This window comes from Chryseobacterium geocarposphaerae, assembly GCF_002797535.1.
Lineage (GTDB): Bacteria > Bacteroidota > Bacteroidia > Flavobacteriales > Weeksellaceae > Chryseobacterium > Chryseobacterium geocarposphaerae.
The window spans coordinates 1,279,885-1,305,454 of the sequence record NZ_PGFD01000001.1 but is presented as its reverse complement, the minus strand read 5'-3'; the positions used below and the strand labels follow the sequence as shown (position 1 = coordinate 1,305,454).

The window sequence follows — 25,570 nt, the reverse complement described above, 5'->3', positions numbered from 1 at the left end:
TACAATCTTTAATCTGTTAAAACTTGCTTAAACAATAAGTTTTTAATATTTTCGTTAACTTATTTAGACTAATTTTCTTATATCAAGAAGAATGAAATCAAAAAAAATACTTTTAGCGGCTGCAGTATTGTATTTCGGAATCTCCGATGCTCAGCAGTCCCAATATTTTACCCAGAAAGAAAATTACAGGTTCAATCTAGCCGAAAATCTTTACCAGACCAAAATATATAATGCCTCGCAATTTGAATATGCGAGACAATATTTTTATAATCAGAACTTATCAAGATCCAGAAAAGAAGCGGCGCAGTTTTTCGATAATATAATAGGAGTAATCCTTCAGAAAAATCACGCTGAAGAAGGATTGACTGCTTTTATGAAGGAGTATCCTAATTCTGCATACTTTGCACAGGCCAATCTTCCTTTGGCAGATTATTATCTGGCTAAAAAAGATTTTGAAAAAGCTCTGGAAACCTTGAAGAAAGTAAATCAGTATCAACTTTCGAAAGAAGAAAATACACAGTATATTCTAAAGTTAGGATATGCTAAATTCATGTTGGGAGACTCTAAAGGTGCAACAGATGCCCTGGAAGAAGCTTATAAAACAGCGGATGAATCTCAAAAAGGCGATATTGCTTATATGTTGGGACATCTGTACTATTCAAACAGACAGAATGATAAGGCATTCCAATATTTTGATTCCGTAAAAGACCAGCCGAAATATTCTAAACTGGTACGTCCGTATTATGTACAGATGTATTATAATGATAAAGATTATGATAAAGCAATTACCGAAGGTAATGCTTTGCTGAATGAAGATATTTCTGATTCTTATAAAGCAGAGGTTCATAAGATCATTGGCGAAAGTTATTTCATGAAGAATGATTATAACGCCGCTTATCCACATTTAAAAGAGTATCTGAGTGTTCAGCAGAATCCATCTGAAAATGATTTATATGAAATGGGGTTTGTTGCGGCTCAGCTTAAAAAATACGATGAAGCCGTTTCGTATTACAATCAATTACTGAACAGCAATTCCGCATTGGCTCAAAATGCATATTATCAGCTTGGAAATGCCTATCTAGCGGTTGATAAAAAGCAGGAAGCCCTTTCGGCGTTCCGTTCGTCTTATCAGATGAACTATGATCCGAAGGTGAAAAAACTGGCGCATGAGCAATATGCAAAATTGAGTTACGATATCGGTAACCCGTTTGAAAGTCCTTCTGCAGTGATTCAGAATTACATCAACGAAAATCAAAATTCAGGAAATGTATCGGAAATGAGATCACTTTTGGTGAAATCTTACCTTTATTCCGGGAATTTTAAAGAAACCCTGAATGCAATAGACAAACTGCAGACTTCATCTCCTGATATAGATAAAGTAGATCAGGAAGTTTCTTACTTATTGGGAACTGAAGAATTTAACAAAGGAAATTATGATGAAGCTGAAAAATATTTATTGAGAAGTCTGGAATTCGACATCAATAAAGAATTTCACAGCAGAGCTTTATATTGGTTAGGCCAGGTTTATTATCAGAAAGGAAATTATCCGTCTGCCATTGTTCGTTATGAAAAATTATTGAACGAAAGCTTCCCGGAAAAACAGCAACTACCTTACGATTTAGGTTATGCTTATTTTAAATCTAAAAAGTTTGATCAGGCGGCAACATATTTTAAACAATATTTAACCAATCCGAAACCCGAGTTTAAAAATGATGCAGAACTTCGTTTAGCGGATATTCATTATGCAAATAACGATCTGAACGAAGCGATTGCTATTTATGATAAAAACGAAGACGCTACAGATTATACTTTATACCAAAAAGCAATGGCTTTAGGGTTTAAAGGAGATACTCAGGCGAAAATTACCAATTTAAACAGCCTTTTATCAAAATATCCGGGTTCTGAATATTATGATGATGCTCAATATGAAATCGGAACGGCTTACGCGGCCCAGGATGATTTTAATAATTCGAATGACTTCTTTAACAAAGTAATTAAAACTTCGTCTGACAAAGATCTGGTAGCTAATGCTTCCATTTACAGAGCACAGAATTATATTGATCTCAACCAGAATGATAAGGCTCTATCAGAATTGAAATCTTTGGGCGAACAATATAAAAATACGCCTTATGCAGAAAAAATCGTTCAGGCTGCAAAACCGATTTTTACGAAAAACGGTGATGTTGCAGGATATGAAAATTTTGCAAAAAATATCGGTATCAATGTAGATGCAGCGGAAATTGATGAAATCAACCTGTCTACAGCAAAACAATATTTCACGAAGAAAGATTATAAGAATGCCATTTCTTATTACGAAAAATATTTAACACAAAACCCGACAGGAGAGGGACTTTACCAGGCGAAATATGAATTAGGGGAAAGTTATTATCAAACCAATAATACGACAAAAGCTTTGCTTGTTCTACAAGAAGTAGCCAATGTTCAGAATGATTATCAGGATGATGCACAAACCCGTTTAGCACAGATTTATGTGACACAGGGTGACAATAATGAGGCTAAGAAATATCTGGAAAATATTAAGAATTCATCAAACGTAAGCATTAAAAACTATGCGAATGTAGAACTGATGAAGATTTACGCAGATGAAAAGAATTTCTCTCAGGCTGAAAAATTGGCGGATGCTGTAATTGCAAATACTAAAAACTCAGCAGCAGTTATTGAAACCGCAAAAGTGATCAAAGCAAGAAGTCTGATGAATTCAGGAAAAGACAAGGATGCACAGGCAGCTTATGCTTCTCTTGAAAAATCTTCGAACACTTCGGTTGCGGCAGAATCACTTTATGCAAAAGCTTTCTATCAGAATAAAGGAAAGGCTTTCAAATCTTCTAATGAAACCATCTTTAAGCTTGCTAATAACTATGCTTCAGAAGAGTATTGGGGAGCAAAAGCATTGGTATTGATGGCGAAAAATTATCTGGGATTAAAAGACAATTATCAGGCAAGTTATACATGTGATCAGATTATTGAAAACTATAAAGATTTCCCTGAGATTGTTGCCGAAGCTAAAGAAGTTAAAAAACAGATTAAAAAGTAAAAGTGTACTAATGTATTAACGTAAAACGTATTTATATAACTGAAAATCATGAATACTTTTTACACAAATACTTAAATACAAAAATAATGAACAGAAAAATTCAATTATTATCCATCATATTTTTAGGGTTTTCGTCAGTGGCGTTTTCCCAGATCAAAGAAGAAAAACTGATTCTTAATAAAAAAAGAGAACCAGAAGTAAAGAAGATCGAAAAAAAGAAAACTTCTGTGGAAACGATTAAAAACTATCCACCGGAAGAGAAATCTCAGAATCCTGTAAAATATACCATTACGGATGTTCCTGCGGTCTCCGATTTCAAAACTTCAACCATTCAGGGAGCAGATGTAACCCCAAAATTTGACGGAACAGCCCAGAATAACTATATCCAGTTCGGAATGGGCAACTTCGGGAAAATTTTAGGTGATGCCAACATTTCTAAGACATTAGAAAATAAAATCGAAGTAGGAGCAGATGCACATTTCCTTTCTACTCAGGGACTGAAAAAAGAATATGCTTGGGATTCCAAACAAAGCGCTACAACGTTGGGAGCTTTTCTTAATTCTTACGGAGACAAAGGAAAGTTCAATTTAAATGCAGAATATAATCTGAACAGTTATAATTACTACGGAATCTATGCATTAGAACCTGGAGATGTAGATTTGGATCAGCGGGTAAACCAGTTTAAAGTAAATGGATATTACGACTTCTATTCCAATGAAATATTAAACGATATCAGGGTAAAATCGTCTTTCTTAAAAGACCATTTTGATGCACAGGAAAATCAGGTTTCCGTTTTGGCTAATCTTTCCAAGCATGCTGTGGAGATCGGAAAATCCGGGATTAATCTGAATGCTGATTTAGGAGTAGGTTTAGAAGCTGTGAAGAGTGAATTTGCCATAAGAGATAAAAACTCGGCTAATTTTTTCAATACCAATTTGGCTCCGAAAGTAACGTTCAGAAAAGGAGATTCTTATTTAATGTTGGGTTCTTCATTTGAGTTTTTGAATGCGAAAAATTCAAATGATCTGATGGCAGAACAGCTGAAAAATAATAAGACATACTGGTTTCCTCAGGCGGAATTCCAATATGCAGCCATCAACGGGTTTAAATTTTATGGTGGAGTTGACGGAGGTCTGAAATTGAACACGTACGCAGATTTATTACAACAGAATCCATTCATCGTTTCAGATCAGTATTTGAAACCAACAGAAACAAAATATCACTTCTATGTAGGGTTGAGAGGAGACATCGATGAAACTTTTAAATACGATGTTTCGGCAGGATACGGAAAAATGAGAGACATTATGTTCTTCAAAGCAAATAGTTTATTCGATAATGACTATACTTTAAACCGTTCTGCTTATAATTTCGCGAATACATTCTCGGCAGTGTATGATGACGGAAATGTAAGTGATATCAAAGGTAGCTTACAGTACTTTCCATTGGCTAATTTAGTATTGGATGCTGAAGCTAAATTCACAAAGTTTGACTTGAAAAACTACTCGGATATCTATAATGTTCCTTTATTAACGGCAACGATTGGGGCAAAATATACGATGCTAGATCAAAAATTATTACTAGGTTTGAAAGGTATTTTTGCAAGCGACAGAACCACGAATTCATTTATGCTTGAGGGAGTTGGAAGTCCGATGATGTACCAGTCTACTGAAAACACCAATGATAAAGTAGGTGGTTATGCAGATTTAAATCTTTCGGCAGAGTATAAAATTCACAAAAATTTCAGTATTTTCGCACTCGGAAATAACCTTCTAAGCTCAAAATACCAGACCTACAAAGGATACAAAGTTCTTGGAGCACAGATTTTGGGTGGAGTGAAGATTACATTCTAAACATTTTTAATAAATGATAATTGATAATTGATTTGATTATTGATTAATGGTGAATGATCGTCATATTATCATTTATCAATTATAAAATGGCTCCGTAGTTCAACTGGATAGAATAACGGATTTCGGCTCCGTCGGTTGGGGGTTCGAATCCCTCCGGGGTCACTTTTTAATCAAGAGAGAACTTGTAAATATTTACAAGTTCTCTTTTTTGTTTTATCCTTGAAGTTTATAATACAAATCCCCAAACCAAAAGTTCAGGGATTTACATTCAATTAATTTATAAACTTAATTATTGAATGAGTTTACTAATTTTTTTTTAAATAAGAAACTCTTATCAGAATTTAAGCAGGATCAATCACTAAATAAGTAGCGTTTGCTGAAGGAATATAAAACCAGAATGCTTGGGTAACAGTTCCTATAACAGTAGGCGAGCTGCTCCATCCGCAATTCGGAAATGCAGAAGGATCGCCCATATTGAAGTCTACTGTATCATAGACTGTATTACCTGTAACGGGATCCATGGTTTGATACCAGCAAAATTGCCACCGAGTAAGTGACGAAACGGTCGTTAGCAGGCCTGAAGGAACTGTTACATTCGTTGGACTGCCTGTTGGAGATAACCTCACAGACCAACCTGTAGCATACGGCAGTGAGTCATTGAAATTATTGATAACATCACTTGTTAAGGCCGGAAAATTCATACTGGTTATTACAGAGGGCAGACAATTGGCGGTGTTACCTGCTTCAACACGCATAGCAAGATCATAACTTGAATTGTTAAAAATGTTTAAGCTTCCTTGTGCAAATGCCATTGAAGAAAGAAGTATCGATGATATAATTAAAGTTTTTTTCATAGCTTTTAAAGTTGGGTTACAAAATAATGTTTGATCACTCATACAAATCAAAATGTCTGAAGGAGTGGTGTAAAGATTTAATTATTATTGCAGTACAAAATAGGTTTGTCCACCAGCAACAAACCAAAATGCCTCAAAAGGATATGGTGTTGTAGAAGTTGGCGTTAAAGTGCTGATCAAAGGAGCGCCACAGCTTAGCGTACCTATAGAAGCGCCGCTGTAGTATAGTGGAGCACCACTTGGGTCAGACACATAAAATTTATTCATCATCCAGTCTGTACTGGCTCCCAATGCGATAAGCAATGGAGATGTGCTGGGCTGCGTGCTGCCATTATTAGGCGCAAGTATTACATCCCAGCTATTAATGCCAGGATTTTGAAGCTGGCTGTTGTAATAACCTGTATAGCTTACAGTACCTAAAGGAGGTACCGGAATTGGGTAATTAGTTCCACTGATTGATGGGTAACAATTATTAGTCTGATCTGCACCAACTAAGTAATTTGTTAAATTATAAGGTGTGTAATTAAATATATTGATCGTTTTCTGAGCATATATTTGTAATGTGCTCATGGCAAAAAGTGAGAGAAATATTTTTTTCATGACTTAAAAAAATTTTAATTCTCTGCCTTTTGCTTAGCTTTTATGGCGTTCAGCTTAGAAAAATACAGCTCGGTAGCCTTTACAATTACTTGTTCTTTTTCTACTCTGCTGCTGTTTTCGCTTAGGTTGTTATTGCCATTTTTACCTGTAAGTTTTAATGAAGCATTGAAAAGAATATTGAGTGCTCTGTCATTCAATTGAGCGCCCAATCGAGCTTTCTCCTCCGGAGTTGAAAGATTCTCTGGTTTCATGATGTCTTTCAGTGCTTTGTCAAAAGAAGACATTTCTGTTGATTTCATATCCTCGATTGAAGCTAAAGATGTTCTTTCTGTTGAACATGAAATAACTGCACAGAAAATGCTGGCAATAATTGCCGATAGAAAAGTTTTTTTCATAATTATTAATATTTAAAAATGTATTTAGTGTTGCGAATATAATAAATATTTCACTTTATTGTGTTTAATTTTGAAAAAAAAGCAAAATATTTTTATGTACGTGCATAATAGATCGATCGTAATGATGATTTGTCTTATTTTTATCAGGATATCATGAAAGAGCAGGATGCCAGGAGCAGGTAAAATATATACTTTTATTTTGTTAATTAGTTTAATTAAAATAAATTCAGGTTTTACTGAGAGATTATGAAATTTCAAAATATATCAAAGTTTTTCTTTACTTCATGCTTACTTTTTTTCTTTTTGATAAAAGTAAAAAGCCAGGACAAATTTCCGGACGGAACAGCCATTCCGAAATGGTTCAAAGAAAACAAACCGACCGACATCAATAAATTAGGCAAGAAATATATCATTACAGATTTTGGGGTGAAGAACGACAGTACAATTCTTCAGACAAAACAGGTTCAAAATATCATTGATGAAGCTTCAAAAAACGGAGGTGTCATTGTCGTACCAAAAGGAACCTTCCTCATCAGTTCTCTTTTCTTTAAACAGGGAACACATTTATATTTAGAAAACGGAGCAAAATTAAAAGGAAGCGATGATATCAATGATTTTCCGGTGGTTACTACAAGAATGGAAGGTCAGACCGTAAAATATTTCCCGGCTTTAATTAATGCGGATGGATTGGTTGGTTTCACCATTTCAGGCAAAGGAACGCTCGACGGAAATGGATTAAGATATTGGAAATCATTCTGGAAAAGACGCGAATGGAATCCTAAATGCACCAATATGGATGAAATGAGACCGAGAATTATCTACGTTTCTAATTCAAAAAACATCCAGATTGAAGGAATTACTGTGAAAAATTCACCCTTCTGGAGTACACATTATTATAAATCTCAATTCGTAAAATTATTAAACTTAACCATTTTAGCTCCGAAAGAACCTGTAAAAGCACCCAGTACAGACGCCATTGACATCGATGCCTGTTCAAATTTCCTGGTGAAAAACTGTTATATGTCGGTGAATGACGATGCGATTGCTTTAAAAGGAGGAAAAGGTCCAAAAGCCGATTTAGACCCGAATAACGGAGAAAACAGAAACATCATCATCGAGGACAATACCTTCGGATTCTGCCATTCTGCGCTCACTTGCGGAAGCGAATCGATTCACAATTACAACATCATTTTCAGAAATTCTACGGTGAAAGATGCTTCAAGATTGTTGCACCTCAAAATGCGTCCCGATACGCCTCAACATTACGAATACATCACTTTAGATAACATTAAAGGAAACGTAAAAACTTTCATTTACGCAAAAGGCTGGAATCAGTTTTTTGATTTGAAAGGCGAAGCGAGACCGAGAAAAGGATTGGCCAATAATATTACCATCAAAAATATAGATTTAAGTTGCGAGACAGCGTTCTCTATTGAAAAATCTGATTTGTTTGATTTAAAAGATTTTACTTTTGAAAATTTAAAAATCAAGGCATTAAAACCCGAAATGGAAAATTTAAGCAACATTCAAAATTTAAAGCAAACTAAGGTTAATGTTACGAAAGTAGCTTCTCTTACACAATCTTACGATAAAAAAGACGACTCCGACATCGCTACAAAATAATGAGTTTTTCTTTCAAAATATTAGCTCTGTTATGTGTCTGTTCACAGTTTTTGTTTTCTCAGTCAAAAGAAATTCAATTCTTAACTGGGAAAGATGCTGAACACACCAAAGAATGGGATTTTTGGATAAACTCCGGTAGAAAATCGGGAAGTTGGAGCAAAATCAATGTGCCTTCACATTGGGAACAACAAGGTTTCGGTTCCTACAATTACGGTCGGGATTATGTAACGTATGGCAAAAACTTCAAGTTTCACGACGAAACAGGTTTGTACAAACACAAATTCACCGTTCCCAATTCGTGGAAAGGAAAAACCGTCAACATCGTTTTTGAAGGTTCAATGACCGATACCGAAGTGAAAATCAACGGAAAATCGACGGGAACCATTCATCAGGGTGCTTTTTATGAATTTAAATATGATATTACCGATAAAATTCACTTCGGAAAAGAAAATATTCTCGAAGTAAAAGTTTCCAAAATGTCGGCTGATAAATCGGTCAACAATGCAGAAAGATTAGCAGATTACTGGATTTTAGGCGGAATTTTTCGACCTGTTTATTTGGAAGCAACTTCGAAAGAACATATTTCATCAACGGTAATTGATGCTAAAGCAGACGGAACTTTCCGTTCGAATATTAGCTTGAAAGGAATTAATTCCACAAATAATTTGAAAGTTGAAATTTTTGATGTTAAAAATAATTTGGTTAGGGAATCTCAGGTTCAGATTCAAAAAGGTGATACTTTAAAACAGATTCAGTTTTCCGTTAAAAATCCAAAACTTTGGACGGCAGAAACACCGAATTTATACAAAGCTAAATTCACTTTAAATAAAAACAAAAAAACAATCAGCCAAACCGAAGAAAAATTCGGTTTCAGGACCATTGAAATCCGTAAAGGCGACGGAATTTTCATCAATGGAACCAAGGTGAAAATGAAAGGCATCAACCGTCACGTTTGGTGGCCGGAAACGGGTCGTGCTGTTACGGAAAACATAGATTTAATGGACGTCCAACTCATCAAAGAAATGAATATGAATGCCGTTCGTTGTTCTCATTATCCGCCGAATAAATCATTTCTGAAAATTTGCGATTCGCTCGGTTTATACGTTTTGGATGAATTGGCGGGTTGGCAAAAAAAATACAGCACAGAAGTTGGGAAAAAGCTCGTGAAAGAAATGGTTACAAGAGATGCAAATCATCCATCAATCATTTTTTGGAGTAATGGAAATGAAGGCGGACATAATTTTGACTTGGACAAGGAATTTGCAAAATATGACTTATCAAATCGTCCAGTAATTCACGCACATCACAAACCAGGCAACGCTTTCAACGGAATCGACTGCAATCATTACGAAGATTATTACAGTACAAAAAACATTCTCGAAGGCGAAAATATTTATATGCCGACCGAGTTTTTACACGCACAAGACGACGGTGGTGGCGGAACTTCTCTAGCCGATTATTGGGAACTGCACTGGAATTCCAAAAAAGGAGCGGGTGGTTTTCTCTGGGCTTTTGTGGATGAAGGTTTGGTACGAACGGATTTTAATAATCAGATTGATGTCAACGCCATCAACGCTCCCGATGGAGTTTTGGGACCGCATCGTGAAAAAGAAGGTAGTTTTTACGCCATCCGTGAAATTTACAGTCCGGTAAAAATTGATTTGAAAGCTTTGCCCAATGATTTTAACGGAAATATTACTGTTGAGAACCGTTATCACTTTACGAATTTAAAAGATTGTCAGTTTGAATGGAAATTGGTGAAATTTAAGACACCGTTTTCTTCAGAATCAAGTTTTGATGTGATAAAATCAGGAAAAGTACAATCACCCAATATTCAACCGACAGAAAAAGGAACTATCAATTTAAATCTTCCTGCAAACTGGAAAGAAAATGAAGGTTTGTTATTAACGGCAACTGATGCTGCCGGAAAAGAAATCTACACCTGGACTTGGAAATTAAAAGCTAATGATGAAATTTCAAAACAGTTTTCAAAATCTTTAATTAAAGAATTTCCGGTTTCTGTGACTGAAAATGATGCTGAATTTATTTTAAAATCAGACGAAAAAGAATTTGCCATCGGAAAAAAGGACGGCTTATTAAAATCTGTGATTATCGATAAAAAAGGCAAAAAAATGACCTTCAAAAACGGTCCTGTTTTCGTGAATGGAGCAATGGAATTATCGTCCATAAAATCTTTTACAGAAGGACAAAACCAACTGATTAAAGTTAATTACAAAAACGGAAATAAAATCATTTGGAAACTGAATCCAAACGGAGTTTTAGAATTAAATTATGAATATTCTTTGTCGGGAGATTACCAATTTTCAGGCGTAAGTTTTGATTATCCAGAAAATTATGTCATCAACGCAAAGTGGCTTGGAAAAGGACCTTATCACGTTTGGAAAAACAGGACTCAGGGACAGACTTACAATGTTTGGCAGAATTTGAAAAACTCAACAAGAACCGGACAATCGCCGTGGATTTACCCTGAATTTAAAGGCTATTTTGATGATGTTTCGTGGTTGCAACTGGATACCGCAGAAGGAAAAATAACGATCGGAACCAAAGAAGAAAAAATGTTCGTCAGACTTTTCGATTTTTACGGAATTTATGGAGCGGAAGATTATCCGAAATTGCCAAGCGGGAATATTTCTTTCCTCGATGCGATTCCACCGTTGGGAACTGTTTTGGCGTTTAACATTAACGATAAAACCGAATCGTTAGGACCGGAAAGCGAACCGAATCATTTGAATGGAACGTTTAAAAGAACTTTGTATTTCTATTTCGGATTGCCGGATTTAGGCGATGAAAATAAACAGTTTACAATGCCAAAAGAAAATATTTTAACAGATTAATAATGAGGAAAATAGTTTCATTTTTAGTGTTATGCATCTGTTCTTTTTATTTTGGACAGCAAACCAGTTTCAAATTTGATTTTGGTGGAAATAGAGTGGAAAAGGGTTTTATTCCCATTACTTCGACTTCAAAATTTGATAGAAAGGTAGGTTACGGATTTATGGACATTTCCGGTTTAAAATCTGTTGACAACGGCGGGAATGCTTTGACAGGAGATTTTATCACCAGCGACAAACCTTTCTATTTTTCGGTCGCAATTCCGGAAGGAAATTATGATATTCGACTGAATTTAGGTGATACAAAAGGAACTTCGGAAACAACAGTTCGTGTAGAAAACCGCCGATTGATGTTGAATGATATCAAAACAAAACAGGGCGAAATTGTTGAAAAACAAATTTCTGTTCACGTAAAAGACAGCATTATCAGAAATCAAAACGGCGAAAAAATCGGAATTGTAAAATTAAAACCTAGAGAGACAAAATATTTGCATTGGGACAATTTGCTGACGATTGAGTTTAACGATAAAGCTCCGAAGGTATGCTCAATAATTATTCAACCGAACAAAACGGCGAAAACCATTTATTTAACGGGAGATTCGACGGTTGTTGATGCGCAATACGAGCCGTGGGCTTCTTGGGGACAGATGTTGCCGTATTTTTTTATTCCAAATGAAATAGTAATTGCGAACTATGCCGAAAGCGGAGAAACCTTAAAAGCCTTTGAAGACCGCCATAGAATCGATAAAATCTGGAATAAAATAAAATCAGGAGATTATCTCTTCATTCAATTCGGTCACAACGACCAAAAAGCGGGAAACAGCACAAAATCGGGTTACAGAAAAAGATTAAAAGAATGGATTCAAAAAACCAGACAATTAGGCGCAATTCCGGTTTTGGTCACTTCGATGAACCGCAGAGTTTTTGATGACAATAATAAAATTGTCAACACTTTAGATGATTTTCCTGACGCAATGAGAGAAATTGCAAAAGAAGAAAAAGTGAATTTGATTGATTTAAATGCATTAAGCAAAACATTGTTTGAGGCAATGGGACCGGAGGTAGCGAAGAAAGCATTTGTCTATTATCCCGCAAACGCTTATCCCAATCAACCGAATGCTTTGGCAGACGATACGCATTTCAATCCTTACGGAGCTTATGAGTTGGCAAAATGTGTCGTAAAATCCATCATTGACCAAAATTTGCCTTTAAAAAAATACATTTCAAAGAATTATAAAAATTTTAACCCCAATAAACCCGATGATGTTGAAAAATTCCATTGGCCTGAATCTGTTTTTATGGAATCTTTAAAACCTGATGGAAATTAAAATTTTTGTGAGCAATAATATGCAGCTTGTCATTCAGAACATTGACTGAAGGTCAACGAACGAAGTTCTGAAGTGGAGTGAATAATCTATCTATAAACAGATTTCTCGTTCCTCGAAATGACAAACGCCTAAAGCAAAGGTTTAAAAAAGAAAACCAATGTTTTCAAAACTTAAGTGTTCTTTTGAAAAGTAGAATCACAAACTTAGAATAACTAGTGTGCCAAAATCTTTTGTGACTTTTGTGGTTAATTTAAAGCGTGGTTAAAATAAAAAGTAAAAAATGAAATTTAAAAATATCATAAAACTCAGTGTCATCTGTTTTGTCTTCGGAAATCTTTCCGCACAAAATCCGTGGCCAAAAGCGACCAATACCGCTCAACCGTGGACGCGTTGGTGGTGGATGGGAAGTGCCGTTGACGAAAAAGGTTTAGACAAGCAATTGACAACCCTTTCCAAGGCAGGTTTCGGTGGAGTAGAAATTGTCCCGATTTATGGCGCAAAAGGGTTTGAAAATAAATACATCAATTATCTTTCTCCGGAATGGATGAAAATGTTGCAGTTCACGACAAATAAAGCGAAAAGTCTGAAAATGGGTGTTGATATGGCAGTTGGAACAGGCTGGCCAATTGGCGGACCGCAGGTTGATGAAAATGATGCTGCAACGAAAATGATTGTTCAGACTTACGAAATTCAACAGAACGAAAAGTTCTCTGAAAAGATTGTTTTAAAAGACGAAAAGCAGAAGAATTTAAAAAACACAAAACTTGATATCGTTACCGCTTATAATGAAAAAAATGAAGCGGTAGTTTTAACAGATAAAGTGACTCAAGACGGAACTTTAAACTGGAAACCAACCTCTGGAAAATGGACAATTTATGCAGTTTTTGTTGGCAAAACGTTACAGAAAGTAAAACGTGCCGCTCCGGGTGGCGATGGCTATACGTTAGACCATTTTTCTCCCGACGCGACGAAAGATTATCTGAAAACTTTCGACAAAGCTTTTGGAAATTCAAATTATGGAATCCGTTCGTTTTTCAATGACAGTTATGAGGTTTACGGCGCCGACTGGACTGCCGATTTTAAAGAACAATTTAAGAAAAGAAGAGGTTACGATTTAGTTCCTTACATCAAATATTTGGTAGAGGATAATGAAAGTGAGATGGCAGGAAGAATAAAATCCGATTATCGTGAAACAATGAACGAACTGATTCTACATAATTTTACTGAAAATTTCACCAATTGGGCGCATTCCAAAAATTCAAAAAATACCAATCAGGCACACGGTTCGCCGGGGAATTTGCTTGATTTATACGCTGCAGTCGATATTCCTGAATCTGAAACTTTCGGAAGTACAAAATTCGATATTCAGGGTTTAAGAAGAAATCTGGAAGATATCAATACAAAGGAAGTTCCCGATATCAATATGTTGAAATTTGCTTCTTCGGCAGCCAATATTACCGGAAAACCTTTGATTTCCAACGAATCTTTTACTTGGTTGACGGAACATTTTAAAACGTCCTGGTCGCAGGTAAAACCTGAAGCTGAACAGATTTTTCTCTCAGGAATCAACCATATTTTTTATCACGGAACGACGTATACGCCGGCTGATGTTCAGTTTCCGGGTTGGCTGTTTTATGCTTCGACGAATTTTGTTCCTGAAAATTCTTTGTGGCCGAATATTAAAGGCTTAAATTCTTACATCGAAAGAACACAATCTGTTTTACAAAGTGGAAAATCGGATAATGAAATCCTGATGTATTGGCCGGTTTACGACCAATGGGCAAATCCGAAAGGAAAGGATATGGCTTTCAAAATTCATAATATTGAAAAATGGCTGCATCCGACTGTATTTTATGAAAACATTGAGAAATTAGGAAAATCCGGGTATTCTCTGGATATGATTTCGGATAAAATGATTGGTGAAGCGAAGTTTGAAAATCAGAATATTCAGGTTTCTAAAAATGGTGGTTCTTACAAAGTTTTGATTATTCCTCAACTGAATTATTTTTCAGAATCAACGTTAAAAAACATTTTAAACTTGGCTCAAAATGGAGCTTCTGTAATTTTTCAAAGCGAGCCAAAAGACGTTCCGGGATTTTTTGAATTTGAAAAAAGAAGAAACGAATTACAATCTTTATGGGCAAAAATTCCTTTTCAGCAAGACAGAAATTTAAAATCAGCCACATTCGGAAAAGGAAAAATTGTGTTGAGTTCTGATGTTGAAAAAGCGTTGGAATATTTAAAAGTTGAAAGAGAAAAACTGACGGATACAGGATTGAAATTCGTCAGAAGAAAGTTCGACGGTGGAAAATATTATTACATAGTCAATCACACGTCAAAAGAAATCAATCAAAATATTCCATTGAATTTTATCGGAAAACAGATTGCTTTAATGATTCCTGAAAACGGAGATTTTGGTGTTGCTGAAATTCAGAATAATTCAGTTAAAGTTCAACTGAAATCAGGAGAATCATTAATTTTAAAAGTTTCAGAAACTCCGGATAATTCAATTTCAAAATGGAAATATATTGAAAAAACAGATACTCCGATTGTTTTAAATCAGCCTTGGCAACTTACTTTCAAAGATGGCGGTCCCGAACTTCCGAAATCAAAAAAATTAGACCAACTTCGACCTTGGACTAACTTTACTGAAGATTCTTCAACGCAGAGTTTTTCAGGAACCGGAGTTTACACCACTTCGTTTAAATTAAATAAAAAGGCAGACGATTTTGTACTGAAATTTGATAAATTGTATGAAAGTGCAAAAGTCATCATCAACGGACAAGATGCAGGAATTGTCTGGAGTCTACCGTTTGAAATCAACGTCGGAAAATATTTGAAAAAAGGAAAAAATACCATTCAGATTGAGGTTTCCAACCTGATGGCCAACCGAATCCGTTATATGGACCAGAATAAAATCCAATGGCGAAATTACCACGAAATTAATTTTGTCAACATTGATTATAAGCCGTTTGACGCTTCCAACTGGAAAGTACAACCTTCAGGTTTAGATGGCGAAATTCAATTAATTCCAATTCATTATTCAAAATAAATTAAAAAATGAAACATTATTTGTTGAAAAAGTGACAAAATAATTTTATCGAAGATAAAATCTTTGCGCCTTAAAAAAGTATTTTTCTCATTAACTTGCGTCTTTGCGAAAAACCAACAAATAATTTAAAATAAATAGATATGAAGCAGAATATCGTAAAAACATTAGTATTAGGAACACTTCTCACATTCGGATTTTCCAATGCCCAAAACAAACCGAAAGTCGTTTTAGATAACTTTTTCAACAGCGAAAAAAATGAAAATAAAGAAACCAAAGTTCTGGAATCTTGGCATTACACGTGGAACGACACTTCCAACGGAGGATTTTCTTTGCTGGGCGAAATCTTTCAAAAACAAGGTGCAGAAATCAGTACTCTGACAACGGCTCCTTCAAAAAATGATTTGAAAAATGCTAATATTTACATCATCGTTGATCCTGATATCGACAAAGAAGCTTACGGAGGAAAAGCAAATCTCATTGATGCCAATACCATCAAAAATCTTGTTGATTGGGTGAAAAAAGGTGGTGTTTTGGTTTTGATGAGCAACGACAACGGCAATTCTGAGTTTGAACATTTCAACAAACTTGCCGGAGAATTCGGGATTCATTTCAATGATGACAGCTATAACCGTGTTCAGAAAAGAGAATTTGAGCAGGGGAAAGTAATGGTTCCGGCCGGAAACGAGATTTTCTCCGAGCAAAAATTATATATGAAAGAAGTGAGTTCGATGGATGTAAAATCGCCTGCTAAAGCCATTTTAACGGCAGAAGGTAAAAATATCGGAGCGATTGCAAAAGTCGGTAAAGGAACCGTTTTCGCATTGGGTGATCCTTGGTGCTATAACGAATACATCGACGGCAAAAAACTTCCTGCAGATTTCACCAATTATCAGGGAACTGAAGAATGGGTAAAATGGTTGCTGAAGCAGGCTTCCCTAAAATAATCAAATTTGTGCAATCGATTGAAGTTGTATGGTTAGAATTATTTGGGGCAGCTTAATCCGCCTTCCACTCCCAATCTTTTTGTTCCGCTTTGCTCCACAAAAAGGATTTCCGCTCAAGTCGGGCTGCGAGAATTGAGAACAAGATTATCAATTCCAAATGAAATAGAAAGAGATAGATTCAATGCAAAAATCCTTGTCAAGATTCAAAACCTTGACAAGAAATTAAAATCAATAGGAACGGGCTTTAGCCCGGTTAAAAAATGAGGTTTCAAATTAGGCTTTAGCCAAAACTTATAAAAGCAAAAGATTTATGAAATCGCTGTTCAGTGATTCCATATGACCTTTATAAATAAATTTTATATATGAAAATCAAATATATCTTCATTACATCCGCTATTTTTCTTTCGCAGATATTTTCAGCGCAGAGACAAATGGAATATTTAAAGCGTGGAATCGTTGCTATTCCAGCAGAATCGGGTGTGTTTATAAGTTGGCGATTGCTGGGAACAGAAGCTCAGGATACCCATTTCGATGTGTACCGCAGAGAAAATAATCAAACCAAAAAGCTGAATGAAAAACCATTGTTCAATGAAACAAACTTTTTAGATAAAACCGCTGACAAAGGAAAAAACTATACTTATTTCGTAAAATCAAATACGCAACATCAGGACGTTGACCAAGATTTTGCCAAGTACACGGCGAATCAAAAACCTTATTTATCAATTCCTTTAAAAACACCTGTTGGATACACTCCGAATGATGCTTCAGTTGCCGATTTGGATGGCGACGGAGAGTATGAAATTATTCTTCATCAAACAGGAAGATCACACGACAACAGTCAGAAAGGAGAGACTGACCCGCCGATTATTCAGGCTTATAAACTGAATGGGCAGTTTTTGTGGGAAATTAATTTAGGTAAAAATATCAGGGAAGGAGCGCATTATACGCAGTTTTTGGTATATGATTTAGACCAGGACGGAAAAGCCGAAATCGTAATGAAAACTGCAGATGGAAGTAAGGACGGAAAAGGAAAGTTTATCGGAGACCCAACCAAAAATTATGTCAATGAAAACGGGATGATACTTTCCGGACCGGAATATCTGACGGTTTTTGACGGACAAACAGGAGCGGAAATTAACACGGTAAATTATGAGGTTCCAAGATTCGCAGGAAGTTTAAATCCTACTAACGAACAAATGACCGAAACCTGGGGCGACGCCAAAGGAAACCGTATCGACCGGTTTTTGGGTGCTGTTGCTTACTTGGACGGAAAAACTCCGAGTGTAATTATGTCGAGGGGATATTACACCAGAACAGCCATTGCAGCCTGGGATTATAAAGATAAAAAACTCAGTCTTCGCTGGCTTTTTGATACAGAAAGCTCGGAAGAAAATAGAAAATATCGGGGACAAGGAAATCATAATTTAACGATTGCCGATGTTGACAATGACGGAAAAGATGAGATTATTTTCGGTGCAATGACGGTTGATGATGACGGAAAAGTGTTGAACAGTACAGGTTATGGTCACGGCGATGCGTTGCACGTTGGAGATTTAGATCCATCCAATCCAGGATTGGAAATTTTTGATATTCAGGAGCGATTTGATGATGCAGGAGCCCATTTCAGGGATGGGAAAACAGGAAAAGTACTATGGAAATTACCTTCATTGGAATATAGTTCGAAAAGTAAGTTTCAGGGACCAGGAAGGGGATTGTCTTTAAATATTGATCCCCGTTATGAAGGCTCGGAGTGTTGGGCTGCAGGAGCCGGAGTGAAAGGGCTTTACGATGTTAAAGGAAATAAAATCGATGAAAAAAGTCCGGCCTGTAACATGGGAATTTATTGGGACGGTGATTTTTTAAACGAAATTTTAGACGGAACTGTTGTTTCAAAATGGGACTGGAAAAACTCGAAGTCAAATGTCATCTTTGATGCTAAAAAGTTTCAATGTGAATCGAATAACGGAACGAAGAAAAACCCGTCTTTGGTTGCCGACTTATTTGGAGACTGGCGAGAAGAAGTGATGTACAGAACCTCAGATAATCAGGAATTGAGAATTTTCTGTACGACTATTCCGACGAAACATCGATTGTATACTCTGATGCATAATCCACAATACCGTTTGAGTATTGTATGGCAAAATGTAGGATATAATCAACCGCCACATACGGATTATTATCTGGATGAATCGGTGAAAGAAATTCCGAAGCCAAATATTTATATAGTAAATCCCAAAAAATAAAATCATTTTATGAAAATCAAATTTATTATTCCGTTTGTTATATTGATTGTGCTTTTAGGAGTTTCATTTCAAAAGATTCAGGACAAACCCGTTTTGTATATTATCGGCGACTCTACAGTACAGAACGGTTCAGGAAAAGGTGCGGATTCACTTTGGGGATGGGGAAGTTTTATGGATTTGTTTTTATATACCAATAGAATTGAAATTCAGAATCACGCAAAAGGCGGACGAAGCAGCAGAACTTTTTTAACGGAAGGAAGATGGGATTCCATTATGAAGACTATTAAAAAAGGCGATTATGTGTTGATGCAGTTCGGCCACAATGACGGAGGCGAATTGGCAGATACTTTAAGAGCAAGGGGAACTATTAAAGGTATCGGAGAAGAGTCTAAAGATATATACAATCCGATCCGGAAAGTAAACGAAACGGTGTATACTTATGGGTATTACATGAGAAAATATGCAAATGAAGCTAAAGAAAAAGGAGCCATTCCAATTATTGTTTCACCGATTCCAAGAAATGTTTTTGACAAAGACGGGAAAATAGAAAAAGATAAATACGGTGTTTGGGCAAAAGAAGTTGCAGGGCAAACCGGAGCCTATTTTATTGACCTGAATGAAATGGTTATAGAAAGATATCAGAAAATGGGACCGGAGAAAGTGAAAATATTCTTTCCAAAAGATCATACGCATACTAATAAGGAAGGAGCCATCTTAAATGCAGAGTTGGTAACAAAAGGAATTAGGCAACTGAAAAAATGTGAATTAAAAAAATATATAAAATAAAATATTATGAGAAAACTATTAACGGCAAGTCTTTTTGTGATGATGATCGGAGGCTTCTCTTCGTGTTCCGCTCAAAAACAAAAAACGTCTCTTCCCGATAAAAAAGAAGTTTTGGAAGTTGCAGAACGTGCCAATCGATATTTTATGAACAAATGGCCCGATCCGGGAAAAGAGATTGTGGGAAAAAAAGTATGGCCGAGTAATCTCTGGACGCGTGCTGTTTATTATGAAGGATTAATAGCTTTATACAAAGTAGATCCTAAAAAAGAATATTATAACTATGCTATGGATTGGTCGCAAAAGCACAACTGGGATTTGATGCGCGGAACATATACACGAAATGCAGACCATCAGGCTTGTGGACAGACTTATATTGATCTTTATGAAATTGATGGGAAGAAAAACTCTGAAAGAATTAAAGCCGTAAAAGCTTCTATCGACAGTATGATTGCAACCAAGCAGGTTGATGACTGGTGGTGGATTGATGCTTTGCAAATGTCGATGCCTATTTTTACAAAGTTGGGAAGAATTACGGGTGACAAAAAATATTTTGACAGAAATTATGAAATGTATGCCTTTACAAAATACAAGCATGGCGGAAATGGTTTGTACAACGCAAAAGATAAGCTTTGGTGGAGGGATAAAAGTTTCGTTCCACCCTATAAAGAGCCTAACGGGGAAGACTGCTACTGGAGCCGCGGTAATGGCTGGGTAGTAGCTGCATTAGCCCGGACTTTAGAAGATACACCAAAATCTGATCCTCATTATAAGGAATATTTACAGGATTATAAAGATCTTTTATCAGCATTAGTTCCTCTTCAGAGAGAAGATGGTTTCTGGAATGTAAGTCTTCATGATCCAACCAATTTTGGTGGGAAAGAAACAACAGGAACGGCTTTATTTGTTTACGGAATGGCGTATGGAATTAACAAAGGTTTAATTGATAAAAAAACATATTTACCTGTTCTGATTAAGGCATGGAACGCGATTGTAAAAGATTCTGTTCAGCCGAACGGATTTCTAGGTTGGGTTCAGGGAACCGGAAAAGAACCCAAAGACGGACAGCCTTTAGCTATAGACAAAGTTCCGGATTTTGAAGACTACGGATTGGGTTGTGTATTGCTTGCAGCTAGTGAAGTTTATAAATTGAAATAATAGAATTATGTGATTAATAAGGGGTTAATTAAAATAGAAGAAATTTAGTTAAGCCCTTATTTTTTTATAAGTAATATTCTCAACTCCAATTTTATCATTTCAGATATGAAAATGGTAAAAGTATCTTGGGAAATTTTTGCTTAAAAGAGTGAAACTATTCACTCCTTATTCATTTAGTTAATGAGCTATCGTATTGAAAACCTTTATATTAAATAAGGTTTAGGAACTCTAAAACGGCCTTTTTCAATTAATATAACAGAATTGATAAAAAATCTTAGTTTTATTACCGAAAAGAAAAATAATAAAATCAGGTGCATGACACTACAAGATGCGCAATCGATTCCATAGTATTAATTTTCAAATTCAATCATAAGATAAAAGTATGAACGCATTATTAGGAGTTTTTTTCCATTTTTTAGGAGGGTTTTCGTCAGGGAGTTTTTATCTGCCCTATAAAAAAGTAAAAGGTTGGTCTTGGGAAACGTACTGGCTGATAGGAGGAATATTCTCCTGGATTATTGTACCACCACTGGCTGCTTTTATGACGATACCGAATTTTTGGGAGATCATCCAGAATGAAAGCTCATCAATATTGGGATTAACGTTTCTGTTCGGTGCTTTGTGGGGGATCGGAGGTTTTACTTATGGTTTAGGTGTCCGATATTTAGGCGTTGCATTAGGAAGCAGCATTATTTTGGGGCTATGTATGATTTTCGGGTCATTGGTTCCTTCTATTTATTATGAATTTTCTCCACAATCGGGAAAAGATAATATAGGCTTAATGTTTTCCAATAGATGGGGACAATTTGTTTTACTGGGGCTTCTGGTCTGCGTAGTAGGTATTATTATCAGTGGAAAAGCCGGAATGATGAAGGAAAAGGAATTGCAAACCGATTCTTTAGATCCTCACGGAACAGAAGTAAAAACAGAATATAAATTCGGACTAGGTTTATTAGTTTCCATTATTTCAGGAATTTTAAGTGCCTGTTTTAATTTTGGTCTGGAAGCCGGAAAACCAATGGCAATTATTGCTAACGATCTGTGGAAAGCTGCAAATCCGGGACAGGGAGAATTCCTTTTTCAGAATAATGTAACCTATGTTGTAGTGCTTTGGGGAGGAATGGCAACTAACCTGATTGGCTGTCTTTATCTTTCATTTAAAAATAAATCGTATACTGATTATAAGAAAAAAAATGTACCTGTTTTAGCAAATATTATCTTTTGTGCATTGGCAGGAACGATGTGGTTTCTACAGTTTTTCTTTTATGGTATGGGAGAAAGTAAAATGGGGAATGGTCCGAGTTCATGGATTTTACATATGGCATTTATCATCTTGATCGCTAATCTATGGGGCATCATCATTAAAGAATGGAAAGGCGTTTCCAAAAAAACGATTTCTACCATTGTTATGGGGATGATTGTAATGTTTATTTCTATCTTAATTGTAGGATACGGGAATTCTTTGCGATAGATGGCTGGTAAATTTAATATACTTTTTATTATTCATATAGTTTCTGGGTTAGTTGATAACTCTTTTAAGGTACTGATTTTTCAGTACCTTTTTATGTAAGGAATAACTTTTCGGGGGAGTACTACAGTTTTTGGTAATACTATTTCTTGCGAATTTTGAATTTAATTCAATTTAATGTGATTAAATTTTTAATATTTGTGATTAATGTTTGCGATTTTCTTATTTATTTGAGTTGAAATATGAATATTTTGATGCAGGATATGGCAGGATGCCGGAATTTCTGTAACGATGTATTTTGGTAAGATAAAAATTGATATATGTCTATTAAAATCAAACAGAAGAATTTTAAGCCGCTTATTGCACCGCTATTTTTGCTGGCATCTGGCTTTGTATTCGGACAAAAGACAGTAAATGACACTGTAAAAAACAAGACTAAAGATATTGAAGAAGTTGTGGTGATCGGTTATGGTAAAGTGAAGAAATCAGACTTAACAGGATCAGTATCTTCAGTTTCAGCAAAAGATTTAGCAGCTACGCCGGCTATGAATGCTTTACAGGCATTACAGGGAAGAGCTGCCGGTTTGAATATTGTGACAGCGGGTGGAGCTCCGGGAGCAGGTGCCAACGTTACAGTAAGAGGAGGTTCTTCAATTACGCAAAGTTCGGATCCGCTTTATATTGTTGACGGTTTTCAGTTAGATAATGCATTAAATGTTATTAATCCAAATGATATTGAAAGTATTGACATTTTGAAAGGAGCTTCTGCAATTGCAATTTACGGAGCGCGTGGTTCTAACGGGATTATTGTGATTAAAACCAAGAACGGTAAAAAAGGAAGAACGGTGATTAACTACAATACGTTTATGTCCTTTGATATGCTTTCGAAAAAGCTTGATATGGTTTCCAATCCGGAGCAATATGTGAAATATCAGTACGAATTGGCGCAGCTTCAGTCAAAAGCATCACAATGGAGTAATGTTTTTGATAATGGTTTAGGAACAGATACACCGGGATTCTATTCCGGAGCATTCCAGAGAATTGCCAATCGTTACGGATCTGCAGCAGCAGTAGACTGGCAGGATAAGATGTTGGGAGGAACAGGAGTAACTCAAAGCCACAATGTAAATGTTTCTGCAGGAAATGATAAAACACAAGCATTCATCAGTTATAATTATAATAAGCAGGATGGTTTGCTTCAAAATTTCAGTGAAACAAGAAACTCACTTCGGGCCAACATCAATTCCGAACTGTATAAAGGAGTAAGAGTAGATTTCAATACTATGTTTACGAATAATTCTTTGAATGGAGGAGGGGCCTATTCAGGAATGAAAAAAATTCTTCTTCAGCCTATTAACGGAGGAACATTGTTTACAACGGACCAGCTATTCAACATTCAGACTTTTCCTGATTTTTCATCTTTAGATTCTGGATTTGATACAGAAAATCCATATATTGAAACCCAGGCATCAACTTCTAACAAACGTACCAGAACTTTCGTCGCTAATGCAGGTATTGAATTTGACTTCTTGAAAAACTTCACATGGAGAACTGCAGGGCAATATAGCTGGACAAACAGTAAATCAACTTCGTTTTCAGACCGAAATTCCCGTGCCTACCTTACGGATCCTGTAAATACAGGAATTAACGGAAGCATTTCCAATGCAGAGTCATTCCGTTATCAGATCACCAATACTTTAAATTATAATAAAACTTTTGGCGAAAAACATAAAGTAAATGCTTTAATTGGAAATGAAATATGGTATGAAGAATCTGAAGGAAGCAGCATGAGACTGATTAAATTCCCTTATCCTAACTTTGGATTGGATGATATTTCAAATGCAACGGTCTCGGATAAAAATACAGACAGATCAAGCAATAGCTTACTTTCATATTTCGGACGTGTAAATTATAGCTATGACAACCGTTACTTAATTACAGGAACAATACGTGCCGATGGTTCTTCAAAATTTGCTAGAGATGTTCGTTGGGGATATTTTCCTTCCGTAGCGGGAGCATGGCGCGTTTCTCAGGAAAGCTTCTGGCAGGATCATAAAATCAATAATATTATCAATGATTTTAAATTAAGAATCGAATACGGGGTAACGGGAAATAATGGGGTTTCCAATAATTTATGGAGAACCAATGTTTTACTGACAGATTATCCGATAAATAATACTCAGGGATATCCGGCTTATGTTACAAGTACAAACTGGGGAAATCCTACTCTGCAATGGGAAGAGCTGAGAACAACGAATATTGGAGTAGATCTTGCGTTTTTCAACAATAGAATTAAATTAACATCCGAATGGTACAATAATAACGTCAACAAAATGTTGCTAGAAAGTTTACTTCCGGTTTCTACAGGATACTCAAGGCAATATCAAAATATCGGCTCCATGAGAAACAGAGGGATGGAATTTACGTTAAATACGGTGAACTTAAAATCAGAAAGTTTCAGATGGACAACAGATCTAAATATTTCTTTCAATAAATCACGTGTGCTTTCTCTTGAAGACGGGCAATTGAATAAAACATTCAGTGTTGGAGGCAGCAGAACAGGGATGGTAACTTATTATGCAACTGTTGGGCAGGAGCTAGGAGATATGTACGGCTACGTTTACCAGGGAATTTATACTACTGATGATTTTATACAGAATGCTGATGGATCATTAACCTTAAAGCCGGGGGTTGTAAAGCCTTCTTCCGGAACTCCAAAGCCAGGTGATATGAAGTTTGCAGCAGATAATGCGGCTGGAGATCAGTTTACAAGAAAAATGCAGAAAATCGGAAATGGTACCCCTGATTTTATCGGAGGAATAAGCAATAACTTCTCCTACAAAGGTTTTGACCTGGGGATATTTATGAAATTCAGCGTTGGGAATGATATTTATAATGCTACAAAACAAAGTTTAAGCCCTTATGCCATGTTCCAGAATGTTCCTTCAGAATTCGGAAACAATTACTATCATTTAATTGATCCGAATACAGGATTGGCAACAACAAACTTGGTGAGATTAAAAGAACTTAATCCCGATGAAGGTTCCAGACTCTGGAGTTTAAGCAATACCAATACAGCGAATATCGCTTATCCTTCATCATATTATGTAGAAGAGGGCTCATATTTGAGAATTGCTCAGATCACATTAGGATATTCTTTCCCTAAAGATTTTTTGAGCAAAGTAATGTTAACCAACGCCCGTATTTATTTTACAGTTAATAACGTAGCAACCATTACAGGATATTCAGGCTATGATCCTGAAGTTTCTGCAGCGAGTGGTGTGACAGTTACCCCTGGATATGACAGTTCTACTTATCCACGTTCAAGAAGCTATGTTCTTGGGCTTAATTTAACTTTCTAATAT

At 35.9% G+C, this 25,570-nt stretch carries 15 protein-coding genes and 1 tRNA gene; 13 read left to right on the top strand and 3 right to left on the bottom strand.

The annotated features are described in order from the left end of the window. Window positions 1-91: 91 nt before the first annotated feature. From CLV73_RS05695 to CLV73_RS05685, 3 genes are all read left to right on the top strand, one after another. Window positions 92-3,055: a tetratricopeptide repeat protein gene (locus CLV73_RS05695; RefSeq protein WP_100375887.1), complete on the top strand. Its 2,964-nt coding sequence runs from the start codon at window positions 92-94 to the stop codon at window positions 3,053-3,055. A gap of 86 nt (window positions 3,056-3,141) precedes the next feature. Next, the gene (locus CLV73_RS05690; protein WP_100375886.1) at window positions 3,142-4,905 is read left to right on the top strand and encodes a TonB-dependent receptor; all 1,764 of its coding nucleotides are present in this window, start codon (window positions 3,142-3,144) and stop codon (window positions 4,903-4,905) included. An 88-nt stretch (window positions 4,906-4,993) separates the two neighbouring features. Beyond that, a tRNA-Arg gene (locus tag CLV73_RS05685) sits at window positions 4,994-5,067 on the top strand. 179 nt (window positions 5,068-5,246) lie between these two features. On the opposite strand, the gene CLV73_RS05680 is transcribed toward CLV73_RS05685, so the two are convergent. The 3 genes from CLV73_RS05680 to CLV73_RS05670 all read right to left on the bottom strand — a co-directional run bounded on the left by CLV73_RS05680 (window position 5,247) and on the right by CLV73_RS05670 (window position 6,754). Beyond that, complete coding sequence (locus CLV73_RS05680; protein ID WP_157798730.1) at window positions 5,247-5,606, bottom strand: hypothetical protein; 360 nt, start codon at window positions 5,604-5,606, stop codon at window positions 5,247-5,249. Between the two features lie 237 nt (window positions 5,607-5,843). Beyond that, window positions 5,844-6,359 carry a hypothetical protein gene (locus tag CLV73_RS05675; protein WP_157798729.1) on the bottom strand — a complete coding sequence of 172 codons (516 nt, stop codon included), beginning with the start codon at window positions 6,357-6,359 and terminating at the stop codon, window positions 5,844-5,846. Between the two features lie 14 nt (window positions 6,360-6,373). Next, entirely contained in the window at window positions 6,374-6,754 is a 381-nt protein-coding gene (locus tag CLV73_RS05670) for a hypothetical protein (RefSeq protein WP_100375883.1), read from the bottom strand. 246 nt (window positions 6,755-7,000) lie between these two features. Between CLV73_RS05670 and CLV73_RS05665 the strand changes: the two genes are divergently transcribed. The 10 genes from CLV73_RS05665 to CLV73_RS05615 all read left to right on the top strand — a co-directional run bounded on the left by CLV73_RS05665 (window position 7,001) and on the right by CLV73_RS05615 (window position 25,567). After that, entirely contained in the window at window positions 7,001-8,377 is a 1,377-nt protein-coding gene (locus CLV73_RS05665; protein WP_100375882.1) for a rhamnogalacturonidase, read from the top strand. Beyond that, on the top strand, window positions 8,377-11,232 hold the full coding sequence (locus CLV73_RS05660; RefSeq protein ID WP_100375881.1) for a glycoside hydrolase family 2 TIM barrel-domain containing protein: 2,856 nt from the start codon (window positions 8,377-8,379) through the stop codon (window positions 11,230-11,232). Before CLV73_RS05665 ends, CLV73_RS05660 begins: the two co-directional genes overlap by 1 nt. Before the next feature lie 2 nt (window positions 11,233-11,234). Then, window positions 11,235-12,557 carry a rhamnogalacturonan acetylesterase gene (locus CLV73_RS05655; protein ID WP_100375880.1) on the top strand — a complete coding sequence of 441 codons (1,323 nt, stop codon included), beginning with the start codon at window positions 11,235-11,237 and terminating at the stop codon, window positions 12,555-12,557. Window positions 12,558-12,837: 280 nt separating this feature from the next. Then, window positions 12,838-15,609, top strand: coding sequence for a glycosyl hydrolase (locus tag CLV73_RS05650; RefSeq protein WP_100375879.1), 2,772 nt, complete (start codon window positions 12,838-12,840; stop codon window positions 15,607-15,609). A gap of 140 nt (window positions 15,610-15,749) precedes the next feature. Beyond that, window positions 15,750-16,553, top strand: a complete 804-nt coding sequence (locus tag CLV73_RS05645; RefSeq protein ID WP_100375878.1) for a DUF4350 domain-containing protein — start codon at window positions 15,750-15,752, stop codon at window positions 16,551-16,553. Between the two features lie 362 nt (window positions 16,554-16,915). Beyond that, a complete protein-coding gene (locus CLV73_RS05635) occupies window positions 16,916-18,796 on the top strand; it encodes a rhamnogalacturonan lyase (RefSeq protein ID WP_100375876.1) in 1,881 nt (626 codons plus the stop codon). 9 nt (window positions 18,797-18,805) lie between these two features. Beyond that, on the top strand, window positions 18,806-19,582 hold the full coding sequence (locus tag CLV73_RS05630; RefSeq protein WP_100375875.1) for a rhamnogalacturonan acetylesterase: 777 nt from the start codon (window positions 18,806-18,808) through the stop codon (window positions 19,580-19,582). Between the two features lie 6 nt (window positions 19,583-19,588). Beyond that, window positions 19,589-20,737 carry a glycoside hydrolase family 88/105 protein gene (locus CLV73_RS05625; protein WP_185116759.1) on the top strand — a complete coding sequence of 383 codons (1,149 nt, stop codon included), beginning with the start codon at window positions 19,589-19,591 and terminating at the stop codon, window positions 20,735-20,737. Window positions 20,738-21,119: 382 nt separating this feature from the next. After that, window positions 21,120-22,208 (top strand): L-rhamnose/proton symporter RhaT, encoded by a 1,089-nt coding sequence (gene rhaT / locus CLV73_RS05620; RefSeq protein WP_100375873.1) that lies wholly within the window; start codon window positions 21,120-21,122, stop codon window positions 22,206-22,208. Between the two features lie 317 nt (window positions 22,209-22,525). Further along, on the top strand, window positions 22,526-25,567 hold the full coding sequence (locus CLV73_RS05615) for a SusC/RagA family TonB-linked outer membrane protein (RefSeq protein ID WP_100375872.1): 3,042 nt from the start codon (window positions 22,526-22,528) through the stop codon (window positions 25,565-25,567). The last annotated feature ends 3 nt before the right edge of the window (window positions 25,568-25,570 follow it).